This window comes from Curtobacterium sp. SL109, assembly GCF_026672405.1.
Taxonomy (GTDB): domain Bacteria; phylum Actinomycetota; class Actinomycetes; order Actinomycetales; family Microbacteriaceae; genus Curtobacterium.
In genome coordinates, this window is the sequence record NZ_JAPPRB010000002.1 from 1,214,541 (window position 1) to 1,229,298 (window position 14,758).

Consider the following 14,758-nt stretch of genomic DNA (forward strand, 5'->3'; position numbering starts at 1 on the left):
CCCGGGTGAGCGCCGTGGCGGACGGCCTCGACCGCGCCGAGCAGCGTGCCTCCGCAGCCGGTGCGGCGCGGGACGCCGTCCGCTCCGAGCACGGGGTGTCCGACGACGACACCGCGGCCGAGCGCGACCGCCTGACGGACCTCGTCGGCGGGGTCCGGCACCTGGTGACCGTGGCGCGGGCGCTGCCCGGTCGTCGTGTCGCGCTCGACGCCGCCCGCGCCGACGCCGAGCGCCTGGGCGGCCGGCTGACCGAGCTCGTCGCCGCTCTCGACGCCCGGCCGGCCGCGCGCGCACATCGTCGACGCTGCCCGGACCGCAGCCGGCACGGCCGCCGGTGCCGCCCAGCACCAGGTCGACGCCGTCGCCGAACTCCGTCGGGTGTCCGCGGAGCACGTCGCCATGCGGACCCGGGTCGTGGAGGGCGAAGCCGCCGTCGCTGCCGCTCGTGTCGCGGCGCACCGTGCCCTCGACGCCGAACAGCAGCTCCGCGAGCGCCGCATCGCCGGGCTCGCGGGGGAGCTGGGCGCAGCACTCCAGCCCGGCGACGCCTGCCCGGTGTGCGGTGCGGTGGAGCACCCCGCGGTCGCCGCACCCCAGGCCGACCACCCCACGCCCGCGCAGATCGCCGAGGCCGCCGCGGCAGCACGCCGAGCCGACGAGCTGCTCGCCGACGCCGCGACCACCCTCGCGCTCGACCGAGCGGAACGCGACCGTCTCGCCACCGTCCTCGGTACGACCACCCCGACCGACCTCGACGCCCGTGCCGCGCAGGCCGAGGCCCGACTCGCCGAGGCCAGAGCCGCAGCGGCGGACGTCGCCCGGCACGAACAGGCCCGCACCGCCCACGACGAAGCCACCCGCGCACTCGAACACGACCGCAACGACGTCGACGCGCGCCGCCAGGTCCTCCTCGCGACGGCCTCCGGCGATGCCGACCGCGTCGCGCAGGACACCGCCGCGGTGGCCCAGGCGTTGCGCACGCTGACCGCCGACCTCGCGCACCTCGACGAGCAGCCCACCGCACTGCCGGACGCCGTGGCCGCGATCGACCGCCGTGTCGAGGCCCTGCGGACGGTCGCGACCGCCGACGAGCACGCCCTCGTTGCCGTGCAGGCGGTCGCGGAACGCCGGACGGAGGTCGACCGGGTCCTCGCCGAGCAGGACTTCGCCGACGTGGGCGCCGCTCGGGCCGCCGTGCTCGCCCCCGACGACGCCGAGCGACTCCAGGAGCAGGTCCGGACCGCCGACCGTGAGCGTGCGGTCGTGGACGCCGGCCTCGCCGAACCGGCCGTCGTCGCCGCGGCGCAGGACGACCCCGCGACCCTCGACCTCGACGCCGCCCGGGCCGCCAGGGTCCAGGCCGCCGCCGCGCTCGAGTCCGCCGCGCGGGACGCCACCACCGCCGCCGACCGGGCCGCTGCCACTGACCGCTGCGCCACGGACGTCGAGCGCGCGCTGACGGCCAGGGCAGCGACGTCGGCCCGCAGCCGCGCGGTGGTGCGCCTCGCCGACATCGCGGCCGGCGCCCCCGGCGTGAACCCGACGGGCATCACCCTCGGCACCTACGTCCTGATGCGCCGCTTCGAGGACGTGGTCGCCGCGGCGAACGACCGGCTCCGGGCCATGCTCGGCGGGCGGTTCGCCCTCGAGACCTCCGACGAACGGGAGTCCGGCAGTCGTTCCCGTCGCACGGGCCTGGCGCTCGCGGTCCGTGACCACACCACGGACACCACGCGCGACCCCCGCAGTCTGTCCGGTGGTGAGACCTTCACGGTGTCGCTGTGCCTGGCGCTCGGGCTCGCGGACATCGTGCAGGCCGAGGCCGGCGGGGTCTCGCTCGGCACGCTCTTCGTCGACGAGGGATTCGGCACGCTCGACCCCGAGTCGCTCGACGGCGTCATCGGGCAGCTCACCCGCCTGACCGCCGGCGGCCGTCAGGTCGGCATCGTCAGCCACGTCGAGGAGCTCAAGCAGCGGATCCCCGAGCGGATCGCGGTCCGCCGGGCCCCGGGCGGCGGCTCACAGGTCACGACGACCGTCTGACGCCCGACCCGAGCACCGGCCTCGGGTCAGGGCGTCGGCGTCGCGGAGGTGTCGACCGTGCCGTCCGGCGGCGGCAGGATGTCGGCCGCGACGAACGGGAACACCCAGGTGAAGAGCGCGAAGACGACGACGGCGAGGAGCACGAGCAGCTCGATCACCTTGAGGGCGGTCGGGCCGGGCAGGACCCGCCAGACGAACGGGAAGATCACTTGGCGGTCTCCGAGAGTTCCTTGGGGGTGCCTTCCGACGCGGGCATCCAGTAGTCGAGCTTGGCGTGCGTGACGAAGCGCTCCTTGGCGGACCACATCGGGTGGCAGGCCGTCAGCGTGAGCCAGCGGTCGTCACCGGTCGGCTCGACGCCCGGCTTGTTCGGCACGGGGGCGATGGTCTCGACGTGGTCAGGCGTGACGATCTGGCTGTCGGTGACCTTGTAGACGTACCAGGTGTCGAAGTTCGTCGCCTTGTCGGTGACGCGCACCACGATGGGGTCGCCGGGCTTCAGGTCCGCGATCTGGTTCAACGGCTTGCCGTAGGTGACGCGGTGGCCGGCGACGGCGAAGTTGCCCTCGGCGCCGGGCATCGCCGTGCCCTGGTAGTGGCCGAGCCCGATCGTGTTGAGGACCTTCTCACGATCGGTGCCCTCGCCGATGGGCCGGTTGTAGTCCGCGCCGAAGCGGGGGATCTGCATCGTGCCGAACACGGACGACAGTCCGGGTGGCTCAGCGAGCACGGGTGCGACCCCGCGGCGCTCGGTGCCGACCTCCGACGGGGGCTTCACCTGCTGCAGGTCCTGCACGAGCGCCGTCTGGTCGTGCACGGCGACCACGTCGGTCCACCAGGCGGTCCAGAGCACGTAGAGCCCCGTGGCCGCACCGGCGATGATGAGCAGCTCTGCGAGGAGCGACAGCAGCGCGCCGCCGACCGTCTGGCGGGGCCGTCGACGTGGTGGACGGGAGCGACCAACCTGCTCGTCCTGCGCGCCCCCGTGCGCGGGAAGGGTGTCGTGTGTGGTCACGTGGCTCCTGGTCCGGGCGTTCTGTGTCGCGGTGACGACGGGACAGGTCTATCAGACCATGGTGACGCCCTGTCGAGGACGTTCTCCACACCGTCGGTACCGTGGAGTGATGGGACACGTCATCCGTCAGTTCACCCCTGCCGACACCGAGGCGGTCGTCGCCGTGTGGGAGTCCTGCGGCCTGGTCCGTCCGTGGAACGACCCGCGACGGGACATCGCCCGCAAGCTGACCGTGCAGCCCGAGCTCTTCCTGGTGGCGACCGAGGCCCCGAGCGCCGACGCCGACCCGGCCGACGCCGACCCGGCCGACGCTGACCCTGCCGGTGACGGTCCGGCCGTCGTCGCCGCGGGGATGGCCGGCTTCGACGGACACCGCGGCTGGGTCAACTACCTGGCGGTCCGGCCCGACCTGCAGGGCTCGGGCCTCGGCCGCGCGTTCATGGCGGAGTTCGAGCGGCTGCTCACCGACCTCGGCTGCCCGAAGCTCAACCTGCAGGTGCGCGCGGGCAACGAGCAGGTCATCGGCTTCTACGAGTCGCTCGGCTACACCGACGACCACACGGTGTCGATGGGCAAGCGCCTGATCCCAGATGCCTGATCCAGGCGATCGCGCCTGACTCAGGCGAGCGCGAGCGTGACCGACGCCGTCAGTGCCAGGCCGATGCCCACGGCCTGCAGCACCGCGAGCCGCTCCCGCAGCACGATCCCGGCGAGCACCACGGTGCCGATCGGGTAGAGCGCGTTGAGCACGCTGATCACGGGCAGCGTCGAGGGGGCCGTGCTCGAGTGCAGCCCGGTCTGGATGAACACGTTCGCCAGGGCGTCGAAGACCCCGCATGCCACGACCACCAGCGCGAGCCGGCGGACCGTGCCGGCGACGGCCGGGGACCGGCCACGTCGCCAGCGCCGGCCGAGGCGGCGACGCGGGCGGAGCCTCCTGTCCGGACGGCCGCAGCGACCGCCGCCGCCCCCAGCAGCACCGCCTGCAGCAGCCGCGCGACGACCAGCGGGGCCATGCCGGAGTCCGCCGGGGTCTCGTTGAAGGCCAGCACGATCCCGCCGAAGCCGCACCCGGCCACCGCTGCCGTGACCACGCCGCGCGCCGTCAGTCGAGCGCCACCGGGGTCCCGTACCGACGCCACGAGCACGACGGCCACGACCGCGACGACCAGCGCCCCGATCGCCACCGGGGACAGCACGGTCCCGCCCACGAGCGCGACCACGACCGGCACCACGGCGGCGAACACCGCGGTCAGCGGCGACAGGACGCTCATCGGCCCCATCGCCAGCGCGGCGTAGAGCAGGAGCACGCCGACCGCACCGGAGACGCCGGCGACCGCGCCCCACAGGGTGGCCTGCCACGAGGCCCGTCCGCCGACGAGTGCCAGCGCGACCAGGAGCGGTGCGATGCCGACGACGGCCGCGAGCGCGGCGACGGTGACGGGTCGGAGTCGCCGCGACGCCAGACCGCCGAGGAAGTCGGCGAACCCGTACACGAGCGCGCCACAGAGGCCCAGCACGACGGTGATCACGGGTCCCATCCTGCCCTCACCGGTACTGTGCGATGGTGAGCGTTCCCTACCACCGTCTCTTCCGCGTCGACGGCCGCTGGCGCTGGTGGCGTCCGCTCGTCGCCATCGCGTTCCTCGCCGGGTGGTACCTGGTGTCGCAGATCCTGATCACGGTCGCCTACTTCGTGCCCATCGGGGCCACGCAGGGGCCGCAGGGACTGCTCGACCTCGAGCAGAGCCTGCAGAAGGGCGCGCTCGACCCGACGGACCCGATCGTGCTGTCGCTGTCCCTGGTGTCGCTCGTCGTGCTGCTCCCGGGGATCATGCTCGCGGTGAAGATCGCGCGCCTCGGCCCGGCGAACACCCTGTCGTCGGTGCGCTTCCGCGTGCGCTGGCGCTGGGCGGCGTGGTGCCTGCTGCCGACGCTGGTGATCGCGGTCATCATGTTCGTCGTCCAGACCGGGGTCTTCGACCCCACGAACGGTCAGGTGTTCGGTCCCGGCAGCATGTTCACGTTCGACGGCGGCTTCGGGTGGAACCACGACGCGATCGGACAGTCGACCGTCTCCGTCGAGACCCTCACCCTGACGATCGCGATGGTCGTCCTGCTCGTGCCGTTCCAGGGCGCAGCGGAGGAGTACGTCTTCCGCGGCTTCCTCATGCAGACCCTCGGCGCCTGGATCCCGTGGCGCAAGGTCGGCGCCGTCGTGGCCGTCCTCGTCTCCACCGTCGTGTTCGCCCTGCTGCACATCCCGAACGGCTACAACGTCTGGGGCATCCTCGACGTCGGCTCGTTCGGGCTCGTCGCGGCGGTCATCGTGCTCCGGACCGGCGGGCTCGAGGCCACCGTCCTGCAGCACGCCTTCAACAACATCATGATCTTCGTGCTCCAGGCGCCCGGCTGGTCGAAGGTCGACCTCGACTCCTCGAACGGCACCGTCGTCGGCTGGCTCGTCACCCTCGGCACGTCGCTGGCGTACTGGGGCATGGTCGAGTTCCTCGCCCACTGGCGCGGGCTCGACCGCCGTTTCCCGGGTGCCGAGACCCCGCGCTTCCGCGGCACGGTGCCCACCTGGGCAGGCGGCACGCGCTGGGTCCGGCCGGGAGGCACCGGCTGGTCGGGTGCACCGGCTCGCTCCGAGGGGGTGGCCGGGTCCACTGCCGCGGTCGCGCCCGCCGGGTCGGTCGCCGGGACCGGCAGCTGACCGCGCGCGGCGGGTCGGTCGCCGGCACCGATCGTCGACGGTGCCGCTGTGGACAGCTGACCGTGCGCCTGTGGACAGCGGGATCGGTGTCGCCGGTCGCCCGTAGGCTGGACGCATGAGCACCACCTCGGCCGCCGTCGTGCCCGACGCGTCCCCGTCGCGCACCGCGGCGCTCGACGTCCTGCACCGGGTGTGGGGGTACGACGACTTCCGCGGGGAACAGGCGTCGATCATCGACCGCGTGGTGTCCGGGCAGGACGCCCTGGTCCTCATGCCCACGGGTGGCGGCAAGTCGCTCTGCTACCAGGTGCCCGCGCTCGTCCGCGACGGCGTCGGGGTCGTCGTCTCGCCGCTGATCGCCCTGATGCAGGACCAGGTCGACGCCCTCGCAGCGAACGGCGTCAAGGCCGCGTTCCTCAACTCCACGCAGGGCCCCGACGAGCGTGCCCGGGTCGAGCGTGCCGTCGTGCAGGGCGAGGTGGACATGCTCTACCTCGCGCCCGAACGACTCCGGCTCGAGTCCACCCGTGCACTGCTCGACCGCGCCCGCATCGCCCTGTTCGCGATCGACGAGGCCCACTGTGTCGCGCAGTGGGGCCACGACTTCCGCCCGGACTACCTCGAGCTGAGCGTCCTGCACGAGCGCTGGCCGACGGTGCCGCGGATCGCGCTCACCGCCACGGCCACCCCGCAGACGCACCGCGAGATCTCCGGCCGCCTCGGGCTGGACGACGCCGAGCACTTCGTCGCCGACTTCGACCGACCGAACATCCAGTACCGGATCGAACCCAAGACGGGCGCGCTCCAGCAGCTGCTGACGTTCATCCGCACCGAGCACAAGGGCGACGCCGGCATCGTGTACTGCCTGTCGCGCAACTCGGTCGAGCGCACGGCCGCGGCGCTCGTCGACCAGGGCATCCCCGCGCTGCCGTACCACGCGGGCCTCGACGTCCGGGTCCGCGAGCGCAACCAGTCCCGCTTCCTGCGCGAGGACGGCATCGTGATGGTCGCCACGATCGCGTTCGGCATGGGCATCGACAAGCCCGACGTCCGCTTCGTCGCCCACCTCGACCTGCCGAAGTCGGTCGAGGGCTACTACCAGGAGACCGGCCGTGCCGGGCGTGACGGTCAGCCCTCCACCGCGTGGTTGGCGTACGGGCTGAACGACGTCGTGCAGCAGCGCCGGATGATCGACCAGTCCGAGGGCGACGCCGCCCACCGCCGCCAGCTCAGCGCGCACCTCGACGCCATGCTGGCGCTCTGCGAGACGATCGAGTGCCGCCGGGTGCGGTTGCTCGCGTACTTCGGGCAGGAGTCCACGGCGTGCGGCAACTGCGACACGTGCATCGCCCCGCCCGAGTCGTGGGACGGCACCGTGCCCGCGCAGAAGCTCCTGTCGACCATCGTGCGGCTCGACCGCGAGCGCGGCCAGCGGTACGGCGTCGCCCACCTCGTCGACATCCTCGTGGGCAAGCAGTCGCCGCGTGTGCAGGAGCTCAAGCACGAGTCCCTCGCCACCTTCGGCATCGGCGCGGACCTGTCCGAGGCCGAGTGGCGCACCGTGGCCCGACAGGTCCTCGCGCAGGGCTACGCCGCCGTGTCGAGCGACGGCTTCGGCACGCTCGTCCTCAGCCAGAGCAGCGCCGAGGTCCTCGCCGGTCGCGTGCAGGTGCTCATGCGTCGTGACCCGGTCAAGGCGCCCCGAGCCAGCCGTGGTCGTCGGACAGTCGTGTCCGACATGCCGCAGGAAGCCGTCGGCCTGTTCGAGGCACTGCGGGCATGGCGCGCGGCGCAGGCTCGCGAGCAGGGCGTCCCCGCGTACGTGGTCTTCAACGACGCGACCCTCCGGGGGATCGCGGCAGTCCGTCCGTCCGACGTCGACCAGCTCGCCGAGATCTCCGGCGTCGGTGCTGCGAAGCTCGAGTCCTACGGCCGTGCCGTGCTCGACGTGGTGGCCGCCGCGGAGTGACCCGGGGCACATGCCGCTGTCGGCATGTGCGTCCTCGGCCCGTGGCTACACTCGGTACCTCCCGCCCCGAGGAGGCTGCAGGTGTCCGGTTCGTCGTTGTTCGCCACCGTGCTCGGTCGTGGGGTGGTGGCACCGCTCGCACGGGTGCTCTGGCGCCCCAGGATCGTCGGGCGGAAGAACGTCCCGAAGCGCGGCGCGGTCATCCTGGCGAGCAACCACCGGTCCTTCATCGACTCCCCGGCGATCACGATCATGGCCCCGCGCAAGGTGTCGTTCCTGGCGAAGCAGGAGTACTTCACCGGGACGGGGTTCCGCGGTGGTGTCTCCCGCGCGTTCTTCGGGGCGATCGGGGCGATCGGCGTCGAGCGTGGCGCGGGTGCTGCGGCGCAGCAAGCCCTCGACCTCGGGCTCGCCCGCCTGCAGGAGGGTGAGGCCTTCGCGATCTACCCGGAGGGCACCCGGTCGCTCGACGGCCGGATCTACCGCGGGCGGACCGGTGTCGCCTGGCTGGCCCTGACGAGCGGAGCGCCCGTCGTGCCCGTCGCGCTCACCGGGACCGAGGACGTGCAGCCCGTCGGCGCCCGTGTCCCGAAGCTCGCGCGGGTGACGATCGAGTTCGGGGAGCCGCTCGACCTGTCGTCCTTCGGCGAGGCCTCGTCCGGACGTGCACGTCGGCACGCGACCGACGCGGTGATGGCGGCGATCCAGGCGATGAGCGGTCAGGAGCCCGCGAACGCCTACAACAACCCGCCCGCCACCATCGTCGAGCGGGTCCGTCGGGCACTGCACCGGGATGACCCGAGCGAAGCCGTAGAACCCGACTGAGCACCTGCCGCTATTGCAGATACGAAATATCAGTGCTTGAATGGGGACCGTGCCCGCGCTGGGCACGGTCCCGCCGCCCGAACACGGAACAGGGACCTCACCCCGTGATCGGAAGGTCAGCAGCATGTCCTCCACCCCGCTCTTCGACGCCGTCTCCCGGCGGCATGACCGTGCCGCCTCTGCCGGACCACGCCGCACCACGACCCCTGTTGCACAGCCCGCCACTGCTCCGACCTCGCCGCTGTCCGCCCCGGTCGCCGCGACGCGGTCCACGCTCGTCCCCGCCGCCCTCGTCGCCGCGATCGACGACATCCCCGTCCGGGTCGCCTCCGCGCTCCCGCAGGTGGTCAGCGTCCGCCCCGAGCAGTTCGTGCTGGTCGAAGCCGTCGCCGACGCCGTGACCCGCGCCGTCGTGGACGCCGTCGCGGTGGAGCTCGACCGCATCCACGCCGACGGCGCTGTCCGCGTCTGACCCGCTCCGCTGCCCGATGGCGACGAACGACGCGCTGCCGAAGCGCCCGCGCGGGGCCGAACGCCGCGCAGCGAACACCGCGGCGGCACGGACATCGCGGTCGTCGCGTCCATCTCGCAGCTCCGGACCTGCCACGGGTCCGTCCCAGTCCTCCGGTACGGCGGTGTCCCCTCCCGCCGTGCCGGAGCCCACGCCTCGGCGCCCGGCCGTCCCGCTGACAGCTCGTCGGCACCGTCGGGCCGTCCCGCTGACGGCCAGTGCGGTCGCTGCATGCCTGTTCGTGACGGTTGCCTCACCGCAGTCAGCCCTCGCGACGCCGACCGACGCCGTGTCGGAGCCCACCGCTCCGATCGCCGCGATGGACGCGCAGGAGTACCGCGCCGCAGGGTCCGTGGACATCGACACGGACCGCGACGGCTTCTCCGTCCAGCGGGCACCGAGCCGGGTGCCGCGCGGCATCCTCGGCGCAGCGCTCCCGGCGGGTGACTCCGTCGTCCGTCCGGTCGACGGCTCCGTCCCCGCGGCGGGTGGCTTCGGGTCGCGCTGGGTCGACGGCTGTGCGGCGTGCTCGACGAACCACGAGGGGCTCGACTTCGCAGCACCCATCGGCACCCCGGCCGTCGCGGCGATGTCCGGCGTGGTCGTGTCGGCCGGCGTGCTCGGCGGGTACGGCAACCAGGTCCTCGTGCAGCACGCCGACGGCCTGCAGACGCGTTACGGACACCTGTCCCAGATCGCCGTCCGTGTCGGGCAGGTCGTGACCGCGGGGGAGCGCATCGGGGCGGTCGGCAACACCGGCGTCTCGACCGGTCCGCACCTGCACTTCGAGGTCATCGTGTCGGGCCGCCCGGTCGACCCGGCGGTCTGGCTCGGGGCCCACGGGCTCCTCTGAGAACCGGGCGTCGTCGCCGCGTACCGTTCGACGAGCCGTCGGCACCGAGCCGACCGGCAGGACGGAGACACACGGTGCGCGTGACGGTGTTGGGAACAGGAGCCATGGGGGCCGGGGTGGCGCAGTCGCTCCTCCGCGAGGGACACGACGTGACGGTGTGGAACCGGAGCCGGGAGCGCGCCGAGCCCCTCGCCGAGCACGGTGCGACCGTCGCTGACGACGCGGGCAGCGCCGTCGCCGAGGCCGAGGTCGTCCTGCTGACGCTCTTCGACGCCGACGCGGTGGTCGACGTCCTCGAGCAGGCAGCCGGGGACGCACCGACGGACGCCGTCTGGGTGCAGGCCTCGACGGTCGGGGTCGAGGGCAGCGAGACCGTCGTGCAGATCGCGGCGAAGTACGGCATCACCCTGGTCGAGGCCATGATGCTCGGCACGAAGACCCCGGCGGAGCAGGGCAAGCTGACGATGCTCGCCGCCGGTCCCGCGGCGACGCTGGACGCCATCGACCCGGTGCTCGACGCGATCGGCGCCAAGACCGTCCGCGCCGGTGAGCGCGTCGGCGAGGGCACCGCGCTGAAGCTCGCCGCCAACGCCTGGATCGCGTCGATCACGGCGGCGACCGGACAGTCCCTCGCCATCGCGCGGGGACTCGGCATCGACCCGGCACTCTTCCTCCAGGCGATCGAGGGCTCGGCGAGCGACTCCGCCTACGCGCACACGAAGGGCGCGTCGATGATGGCCGGGGAGTTCCCCGCGCAGTTCGCCCTCGACGGCCTCCGGAAGGACATCGCCCTCATCACCGATGCCGCCCGGGCGAACGGGGTGTCGACGACGCTCCTCGACGCGCTCGGTCGGGTCTACGCGGACTCCAGCGCTGCCGGCCACGGCAAGGACGACATCGCGGCGGTCAGCACGGCCTTCTGAGCAGCACGCCGCACTAGTCGCGACGGAAGAGCCGTCGGAGCCTCGTCCCGAGGCGTCCGACGGCTTCGTCGTTCATCGTGTTCGCCAGGTCGAAGGCCTCACGAGCCGGGTCGGAGCCGTCCCGGATGCGCCGGAGTGCGGCGTTCGCGCGCGCTCGGGCGTCGAGTTCTGCGAGGGGCATGTCGTCCTCGGGCTCGTGCGGCCGGGCTTCCGTCATGACTGCAGGCTACGCGTGCCGTGGTGAGCCGAGTGTGCGTGCTGGGCTACGCCTGCGGGGGCACCGAGCGGGGTCCGTCAGCGCGCCTGGCCGTCTTGTCGGCGTCGATCTCGTCGACGACGGAGGTCATCTCCTCGAGGAACTCCACGACGACGGCCATGTCCACCGACGGCAGGTGCTCGGCGACGGCGAACGCGCGGGTGTCCAGCTCGTCGATGACGGTGATGGCACGGCGCATCGACGACCCCGAGGCACTGAGGATGACGCCCCGTCGGTCGCTCGGGTCCGGGCGGCGCTCGACGTGGCCGCTCTGCACGAGTCGGTCCACGAGGGCGGACGTCGACGCCGGCGTGATCTGCAGGCGTTCCGCGAGCTCCTTGGCGTTCACCGCGTGGCCGTCGGCCTCGGCGTCGACCAGGACCCGGAGTGCCAGGAGCGCGTTCTCGCCGATCCCCAGGGCCTCTCGCGCACGACGCTGAGCGGCGCTCTCGGCCGTGCGGTAGCGCCGAAGGGCGTTCAGCACGTCCACCGCGTCGACCCGGGACCCGTTGCCGTACCAGTACCCCGTGGTGTTCGTCGTCACCTCGGAACTCATGGTCGAGATTCTAGGCCCTCTAGTTAGGTTGTCTAGCGACCGAGCCAGTCCGCGCGCTCGCAACACCCGTGACGCGGCCTCGAAACACCGACGCAATGCGGGGTCAGTAGGTTCACGGCATGCAGGAGCCGCGGTGCTGAGCCGACTCGCCGGGAGTGTGTTCCGCGTCGGTGCGGCGGTCGAGCGGGCAGACGTCATCGCGCGGCTGCTCGACGTCTACCTGACGCGGTCCGATCCGGCCACGGGAGCCGGAGAGCCGGCGATCGCTCGGGAACTGCGCGTCGTCGCCGGTGCGGCCATCCGTCCCGCGACCGTCCTCGACCGCTCGACGACCCTCGAGGCACTCGCACTCGACCGGCACGAACCCGCGTCCATCGCGAACGCCGTGGCCGTGGCGCGGGACGACGCCCGCCGAGCGCGGGACGTCGTCTCGACCGAGCTGTGGGACTGTCTCAACGTCACGCGCTCGCGGATGCCCCGCAAGATCGCCTCCGGCCGGGAGCACGAGTTCCTCGGCTGGGTGCGCGAACGGAGCGCCCTCGCGATCGGCGTGGTCGAGGGCGACGCCAGCCGTGACGAGGTCTGGGAGTTCTTCACGCTCGGCCGGTCCCTGGCCCGCTGCGCCGCCACCGCGCGGCTCCTGGCGTCCGACCTGCTCGAACCCACGTCCGCCACGTCATGGGGCACGGCACTCCGGGCGTGCGGCGCCGGTGAGGCCTTCCACCGCGGGTCCCACCCGGGCGCACCCGCCACCGAGGCGGCAGCGTTCCTGCTCCTCGACGAACGCAGTCCCCGCTCGGTGCTGTTCCTGACGCAGCGTGCCGAGGAGTGCCTGGCGGACGTCGCCTCGAGCGTCGTCACGGAGGAACTCGCCGACCTCCGTGACGCCCGGCGCGCTCTGCAGCAGATCCCTCCGGCCGAGGCCGTCGACGCAGCCAGGACTGCCGGTGCCCGACTGGCCGCGGTCGCCGAACGCGTCGCCGCTGCGCTCGAGGACCGCGTCTTCGCGGTCGCCGAACCCGCTCGCTGACGTCGGTCGCGTGCGCTGCCGCACGCGGGGTGTCGCTGCATGTGGTCGCATCGGGCGGCAGGGCAGCGAGGATCGCGACGCGCGTCCGCACCGACCGTGTCGCCCCATGCGGCCGCATCGGGTACGTGCGCATCGAGCGACACGACGGGCACGGGTGCGACGCGCACATGCACGAACGGTGTCGCTTCCGCCGCGCTGCTGCAATGGCACCCACCGGACGGTGGCACCCACCGGACGGGAGGCTCGGTGGCGGACCGGTGGGGAGCCTCCCGTCCGGCGGGGTGCCGGACCGTCAGGAGGCGCTGGAACGGTCGGCGAGGGCCTCGTCCCGCTGCAGGTCACGTCGGACCTCGGTAGCTGACCTCGGCGCGCCGACGACCGGGATCGAGTGGGTGACGGCGAGGTGGAGCCGCGAGTCGGCGTCGTACCGCAGGCGGAAGTGCTCGTGGCGGACCAGCCAGACGAGCGCGATGGCCAGCGCGACGAAGCCGGACGCGGCACCGACGCCGATCGCCCAGCGGGGGCCGAAGGCGTCCGCGACGGCGCCGACGACGGGGGCGCCGATGGGGGTGCCGCCGGCGAAGATGGCCATGTAGAGCGCCATCACACGGCCACGCATCGCCGCGGAGGTGGTGGTCTGGACGAGGGCGTTCGCGGTGGTCATGAACGTCAGCGACGCCAGGCCGACGAAGACGAGCACGATCGCGAAGGTCCAGTAGGTCGGAGCGAGGGCCGCCGCCGTGCACGCGAGCCCGAACCCGCCGGACGCGATGACGAGCAGGCGCATCCGGGGGCGGTCACGGCGGGCGGACAGGAGCGCGCCGAGCACCGAGCCGACCGCCATCACGGAGCTGAGCAGGCCGAACTCGCTCGCGCCCTTGTGGAACTCCACCCGCGCCATCGTCGACGTGAAGATCGGGAAGTTCACGCCGAACGTGCCGACGACGAAGATCATCGCGAGGACCACGATGATGTCGGGTCTGGTGCGGACGTACCGGAAGCCCGCGATGATCTGGCCCTTCCCGCGCTTCGCCTTCGGTCGGTCGGCGAGCTGTTCGGGGTCGACGAACGCCAGGGCGCCGAGGACGGCCGCGAACGACGCCGCGTTGATGATGAACACCCAGCCGGACCCGACCGCGGCGATCATCACGCCGGCGACCGCAGGGCCGATGAGCCGGGCGGCGTTGAACGAGGCCGAGTTCAGCGCGACCGCGTTCGAGACCTGTTCGCCGGTCACCACGTCGGACACGAAGGCCTGGCGGACCGGGGTGTCGAAGGCGGCCACGATGCCGAGCGCCAGGGCGAAGCCGTACAGCCAGAGCAGGGTCGCCGTCTCGGTGACGACCATGATGCCGAGGCCCAGGCCCAGCAGGCCCATCAGCGCCTGCGTGACCATGAGCGTGCGGCGGCGGTCGAAGCGGTCGGCGACCAGCCCGGTCCAGGGGAGGAGCAGGAGCTGCGGCCCGAACTGCAGCGCCATCGTGGTGCCGACCGCGATGGCGTCGTTGTGGGTGAGCTGCGTCAGGACGATCCAGTCCTGCGCGGTGCGCTGCATCCAGGTGCCGACGTTGGACACCAGGGCCCCGGCGAACCAGATGCGGTAGTTGCGTCCCGACAGGGACCGGAACATGGCGGTCACGGCTGGGCCAGCCTCCTCATGATGTCGGTGGCCTCGGTGAGCACGCGGCGTTCGGCGGGAGTGAGCACCGCGAGGCGCGGGGTGAGCCAGTCGTCACGGCGTCGTCGGGTCTCGACGACGAAGTCCGCTCCGGCCGGGGTGGTCGCGATGAGCACCTTGCGGCGGTCGTCCCCGTGGTCGGCCTTCGTCGCCAGGCCGAGCTCGACCAGGGCGGCGACGGTCTTCGTCATCGACGGTGGGGTGACGCCCTCGTGCCGACTGAGGTCCGCCAGGGACAGCGGGCCCTCGCGGTGCAGTCGTGCGAGCGCGGAGAACACGGCGTCGCTCATCGTGTTGTCGGCCTTCTGCGCACGCAGCGTCCGGGACAGCCGGTTCACGGCCACGCGGAAGTCGGTGCTCAGGTGGGTCACGTCGTCAGCCTA

17 protein-coding genes are annotated in these 14,758 nt (G+C 72.8%); 9 read left to right on the forward strand and 8 right to left on the reverse strand.

What is annotated here, in order from left to right; genetic code table 11:
• The first annotated feature begins 399 nt into the window (after nt 1-399).
• Nucleotides 400-2,043 carry an SbcC/MukB-like Walker B domain-containing protein gene (locus tag OVA28_RS07270; RefSeq protein WP_268096383.1) on the forward strand — a complete coding sequence of 548 codons (1,644 nt, stop codon included), beginning with the start codon at nt 400-402 and terminating at the stop codon, nt 2,041-2,043.
• 26 nt (nt 2,044-2,069) lie between these two features.
• On the opposite strand, the gene OVA28_RS07275 is transcribed toward OVA28_RS07270, so the two are convergent.
• Both OVA28_RS07275 and OVA28_RS07280 read right to left on the reverse strand, forming a co-directional pair.
• The gene (locus OVA28_RS07275; RefSeq protein WP_228504792.1) at nt 2,070-2,252 is read right to left on the reverse strand and encodes a hypothetical protein; all 183 of its coding nucleotides are present in this window, start codon (nt 2,250-2,252) and stop codon (nt 2,070-2,072) included.
• On the reverse strand, nt 2,249-3,058 hold the full coding sequence (locus OVA28_RS07280; RefSeq protein WP_268096384.1) for a class E sortase: 810 nt from the start codon (nt 3,056-3,058) through the stop codon (nt 2,249-2,251). The genes OVA28_RS07275 and OVA28_RS07280 overlap by 4 nt, the downstream gene beginning before the upstream one ends.
• Before the next feature lie 109 nt (nt 3,059-3,167).
• Between OVA28_RS07280 and OVA28_RS07285 the strand changes: the two genes are divergently transcribed.
• A complete protein-coding gene (locus OVA28_RS07285; protein WP_268096385.1) occupies nt 3,168-3,656 on the forward strand; it encodes a GNAT family N-acetyltransferase in 489 nt (162 codons plus the stop codon).
• A 20-nt stretch (nt 3,657-3,676) separates the two neighbouring features.
• Here the strand turns inward: OVA28_RS07285 and OVA28_RS19205 are convergent, their stop codons facing one another.
• Both OVA28_RS19205 and OVA28_RS07295 read right to left on the reverse strand, forming a co-directional pair.
• Nucleotides 3,677-3,907: a hypothetical protein gene (locus OVA28_RS19205; RefSeq protein WP_442780771.1), complete on the reverse strand. Its 231-nt coding sequence runs from the start codon at nt 3,905-3,907 to the stop codon at nt 3,677-3,679.
• Nucleotides 3,814-4,590, reverse strand: a complete 777-nt coding sequence (locus OVA28_RS07295; RefSeq protein ID WP_268096388.1) for an EamA family transporter — start codon at nt 4,588-4,590, stop codon at nt 3,814-3,816. The genes OVA28_RS19205 and OVA28_RS07295 overlap by 94 nt, the downstream gene beginning before the upstream one ends.
• 35 nt (nt 4,591-4,625) lie before the next feature.
• Here OVA28_RS07295 and OVA28_RS07300 point away from each other — a divergent pair, with 35 nt between their 5' ends.
• The 6 genes from OVA28_RS07300 (at nt 4,626) to OVA28_RS07325 (ending at nt 10,855) form a co-directional block, all read left to right on the forward strand.
• On the forward strand, nt 4,626-5,774 hold the full coding sequence (locus tag OVA28_RS07300; RefSeq protein ID WP_194660119.1) for a CPBP family intramembrane glutamic endopeptidase: 1,149 nt from the start codon (nt 4,626-4,628) through the stop codon (nt 5,772-5,774).
• 115 nt (nt 5,775-5,889) lie between these two features.
• Entirely contained in the window at nt 5,890-7,743 is a 1,854-nt protein-coding gene (gene recQ, locus OVA28_RS07305; protein ID WP_194660120.1) for a DNA helicase RecQ, read from the forward strand.
• Nucleotides 7,744-7,824: 81 nt separating this feature from the next.
• Nucleotides 7,825-8,568, forward strand: coding sequence for a lysophospholipid acyltransferase family protein (locus OVA28_RS07310; RefSeq protein WP_268096389.1), 744 nt, complete (start codon nt 7,825-7,827; stop codon nt 8,566-8,568).
• Between the two features lie 124 nt (nt 8,569-8,692).
• Nucleotides 8,693-9,040 carry a hypothetical protein gene (locus OVA28_RS07315; RefSeq protein WP_268096390.1) on the forward strand — a complete coding sequence of 116 codons (348 nt, stop codon included), beginning with the start codon at nt 8,693-8,695 and terminating at the stop codon, nt 9,038-9,040.
• A gap of 280 nt (nt 9,041-9,320) precedes the next feature.
• Nucleotides 9,321-9,932 carry a M23 family metallopeptidase gene (locus tag OVA28_RS07320; RefSeq protein WP_268096391.1) on the forward strand — a complete coding sequence of 204 codons (612 nt, stop codon included), beginning with the start codon at nt 9,321-9,323 and terminating at the stop codon, nt 9,930-9,932.
• Between the two features lie 80 nt (nt 9,933-10,012).
• Entirely contained in the window at nt 10,013-10,855 is an 843-nt protein-coding gene (locus OVA28_RS07325; protein ID WP_268096392.1) for an NAD(P)-dependent oxidoreductase, read from the forward strand.
• A 13-nt stretch (nt 10,856-10,868) separates the two neighbouring features.
• Here the strand turns inward: OVA28_RS07325 and OVA28_RS07330 are convergent, their stop codons facing one another.
• On the reverse strand, nt 10,869-11,072 hold the full coding sequence (locus OVA28_RS07330; protein ID WP_268096393.1) for a hypothetical protein: 204 nt from the start codon (nt 11,070-11,072) through the stop codon (nt 10,869-10,871).
• Nucleotides 11,073-11,118: 46 nt separating this feature from the next.
• Nucleotides 11,119-11,667: a MarR family winged helix-turn-helix transcriptional regulator gene (locus OVA28_RS07335; protein WP_268096394.1), complete on the reverse strand. Its 549-nt coding sequence runs from the start codon at nt 11,665-11,667 to the stop codon at nt 11,119-11,121.
• Nucleotides 11,668-11,800: 133 nt separating this feature from the next.
• Here OVA28_RS07335 and OVA28_RS07340 point away from each other — a divergent pair, with 133 nt between their 5' ends.
• Nucleotides 11,801-12,697, forward strand: a complete 897-nt coding sequence (locus tag OVA28_RS07340) for an alpha-E domain-containing protein (RefSeq protein ID WP_268096395.1) — start codon at nt 11,801-11,803, stop codon at nt 12,695-12,697.
• A 292-nt stretch (nt 12,698-12,989) separates the two neighbouring features.
• Here OVA28_RS07340 and OVA28_RS07345 read toward each other — a convergent pair whose 3' ends face one another.
• Both OVA28_RS07345 and OVA28_RS07350 read right to left on the reverse strand, forming a co-directional pair.
• Nucleotides 12,990-14,336: an MFS transporter gene (locus OVA28_RS07345; RefSeq protein WP_268096396.1), complete on the reverse strand. Its 1,347-nt coding sequence runs from the start codon at nt 14,334-14,336 to the stop codon at nt 12,990-12,992.
• Nucleotides 14,333-14,746, reverse strand: a complete 414-nt coding sequence (locus tag OVA28_RS07350) for a MarR family winged helix-turn-helix transcriptional regulator (RefSeq protein WP_268096398.1) — start codon at nt 14,744-14,746, stop codon at nt 14,333-14,335. The genes OVA28_RS07345 and OVA28_RS07350 overlap by 4 nt, the downstream gene beginning before the upstream one ends.
• Nucleotides 14,747-14,758 lie beyond the last annotated feature (12 nt).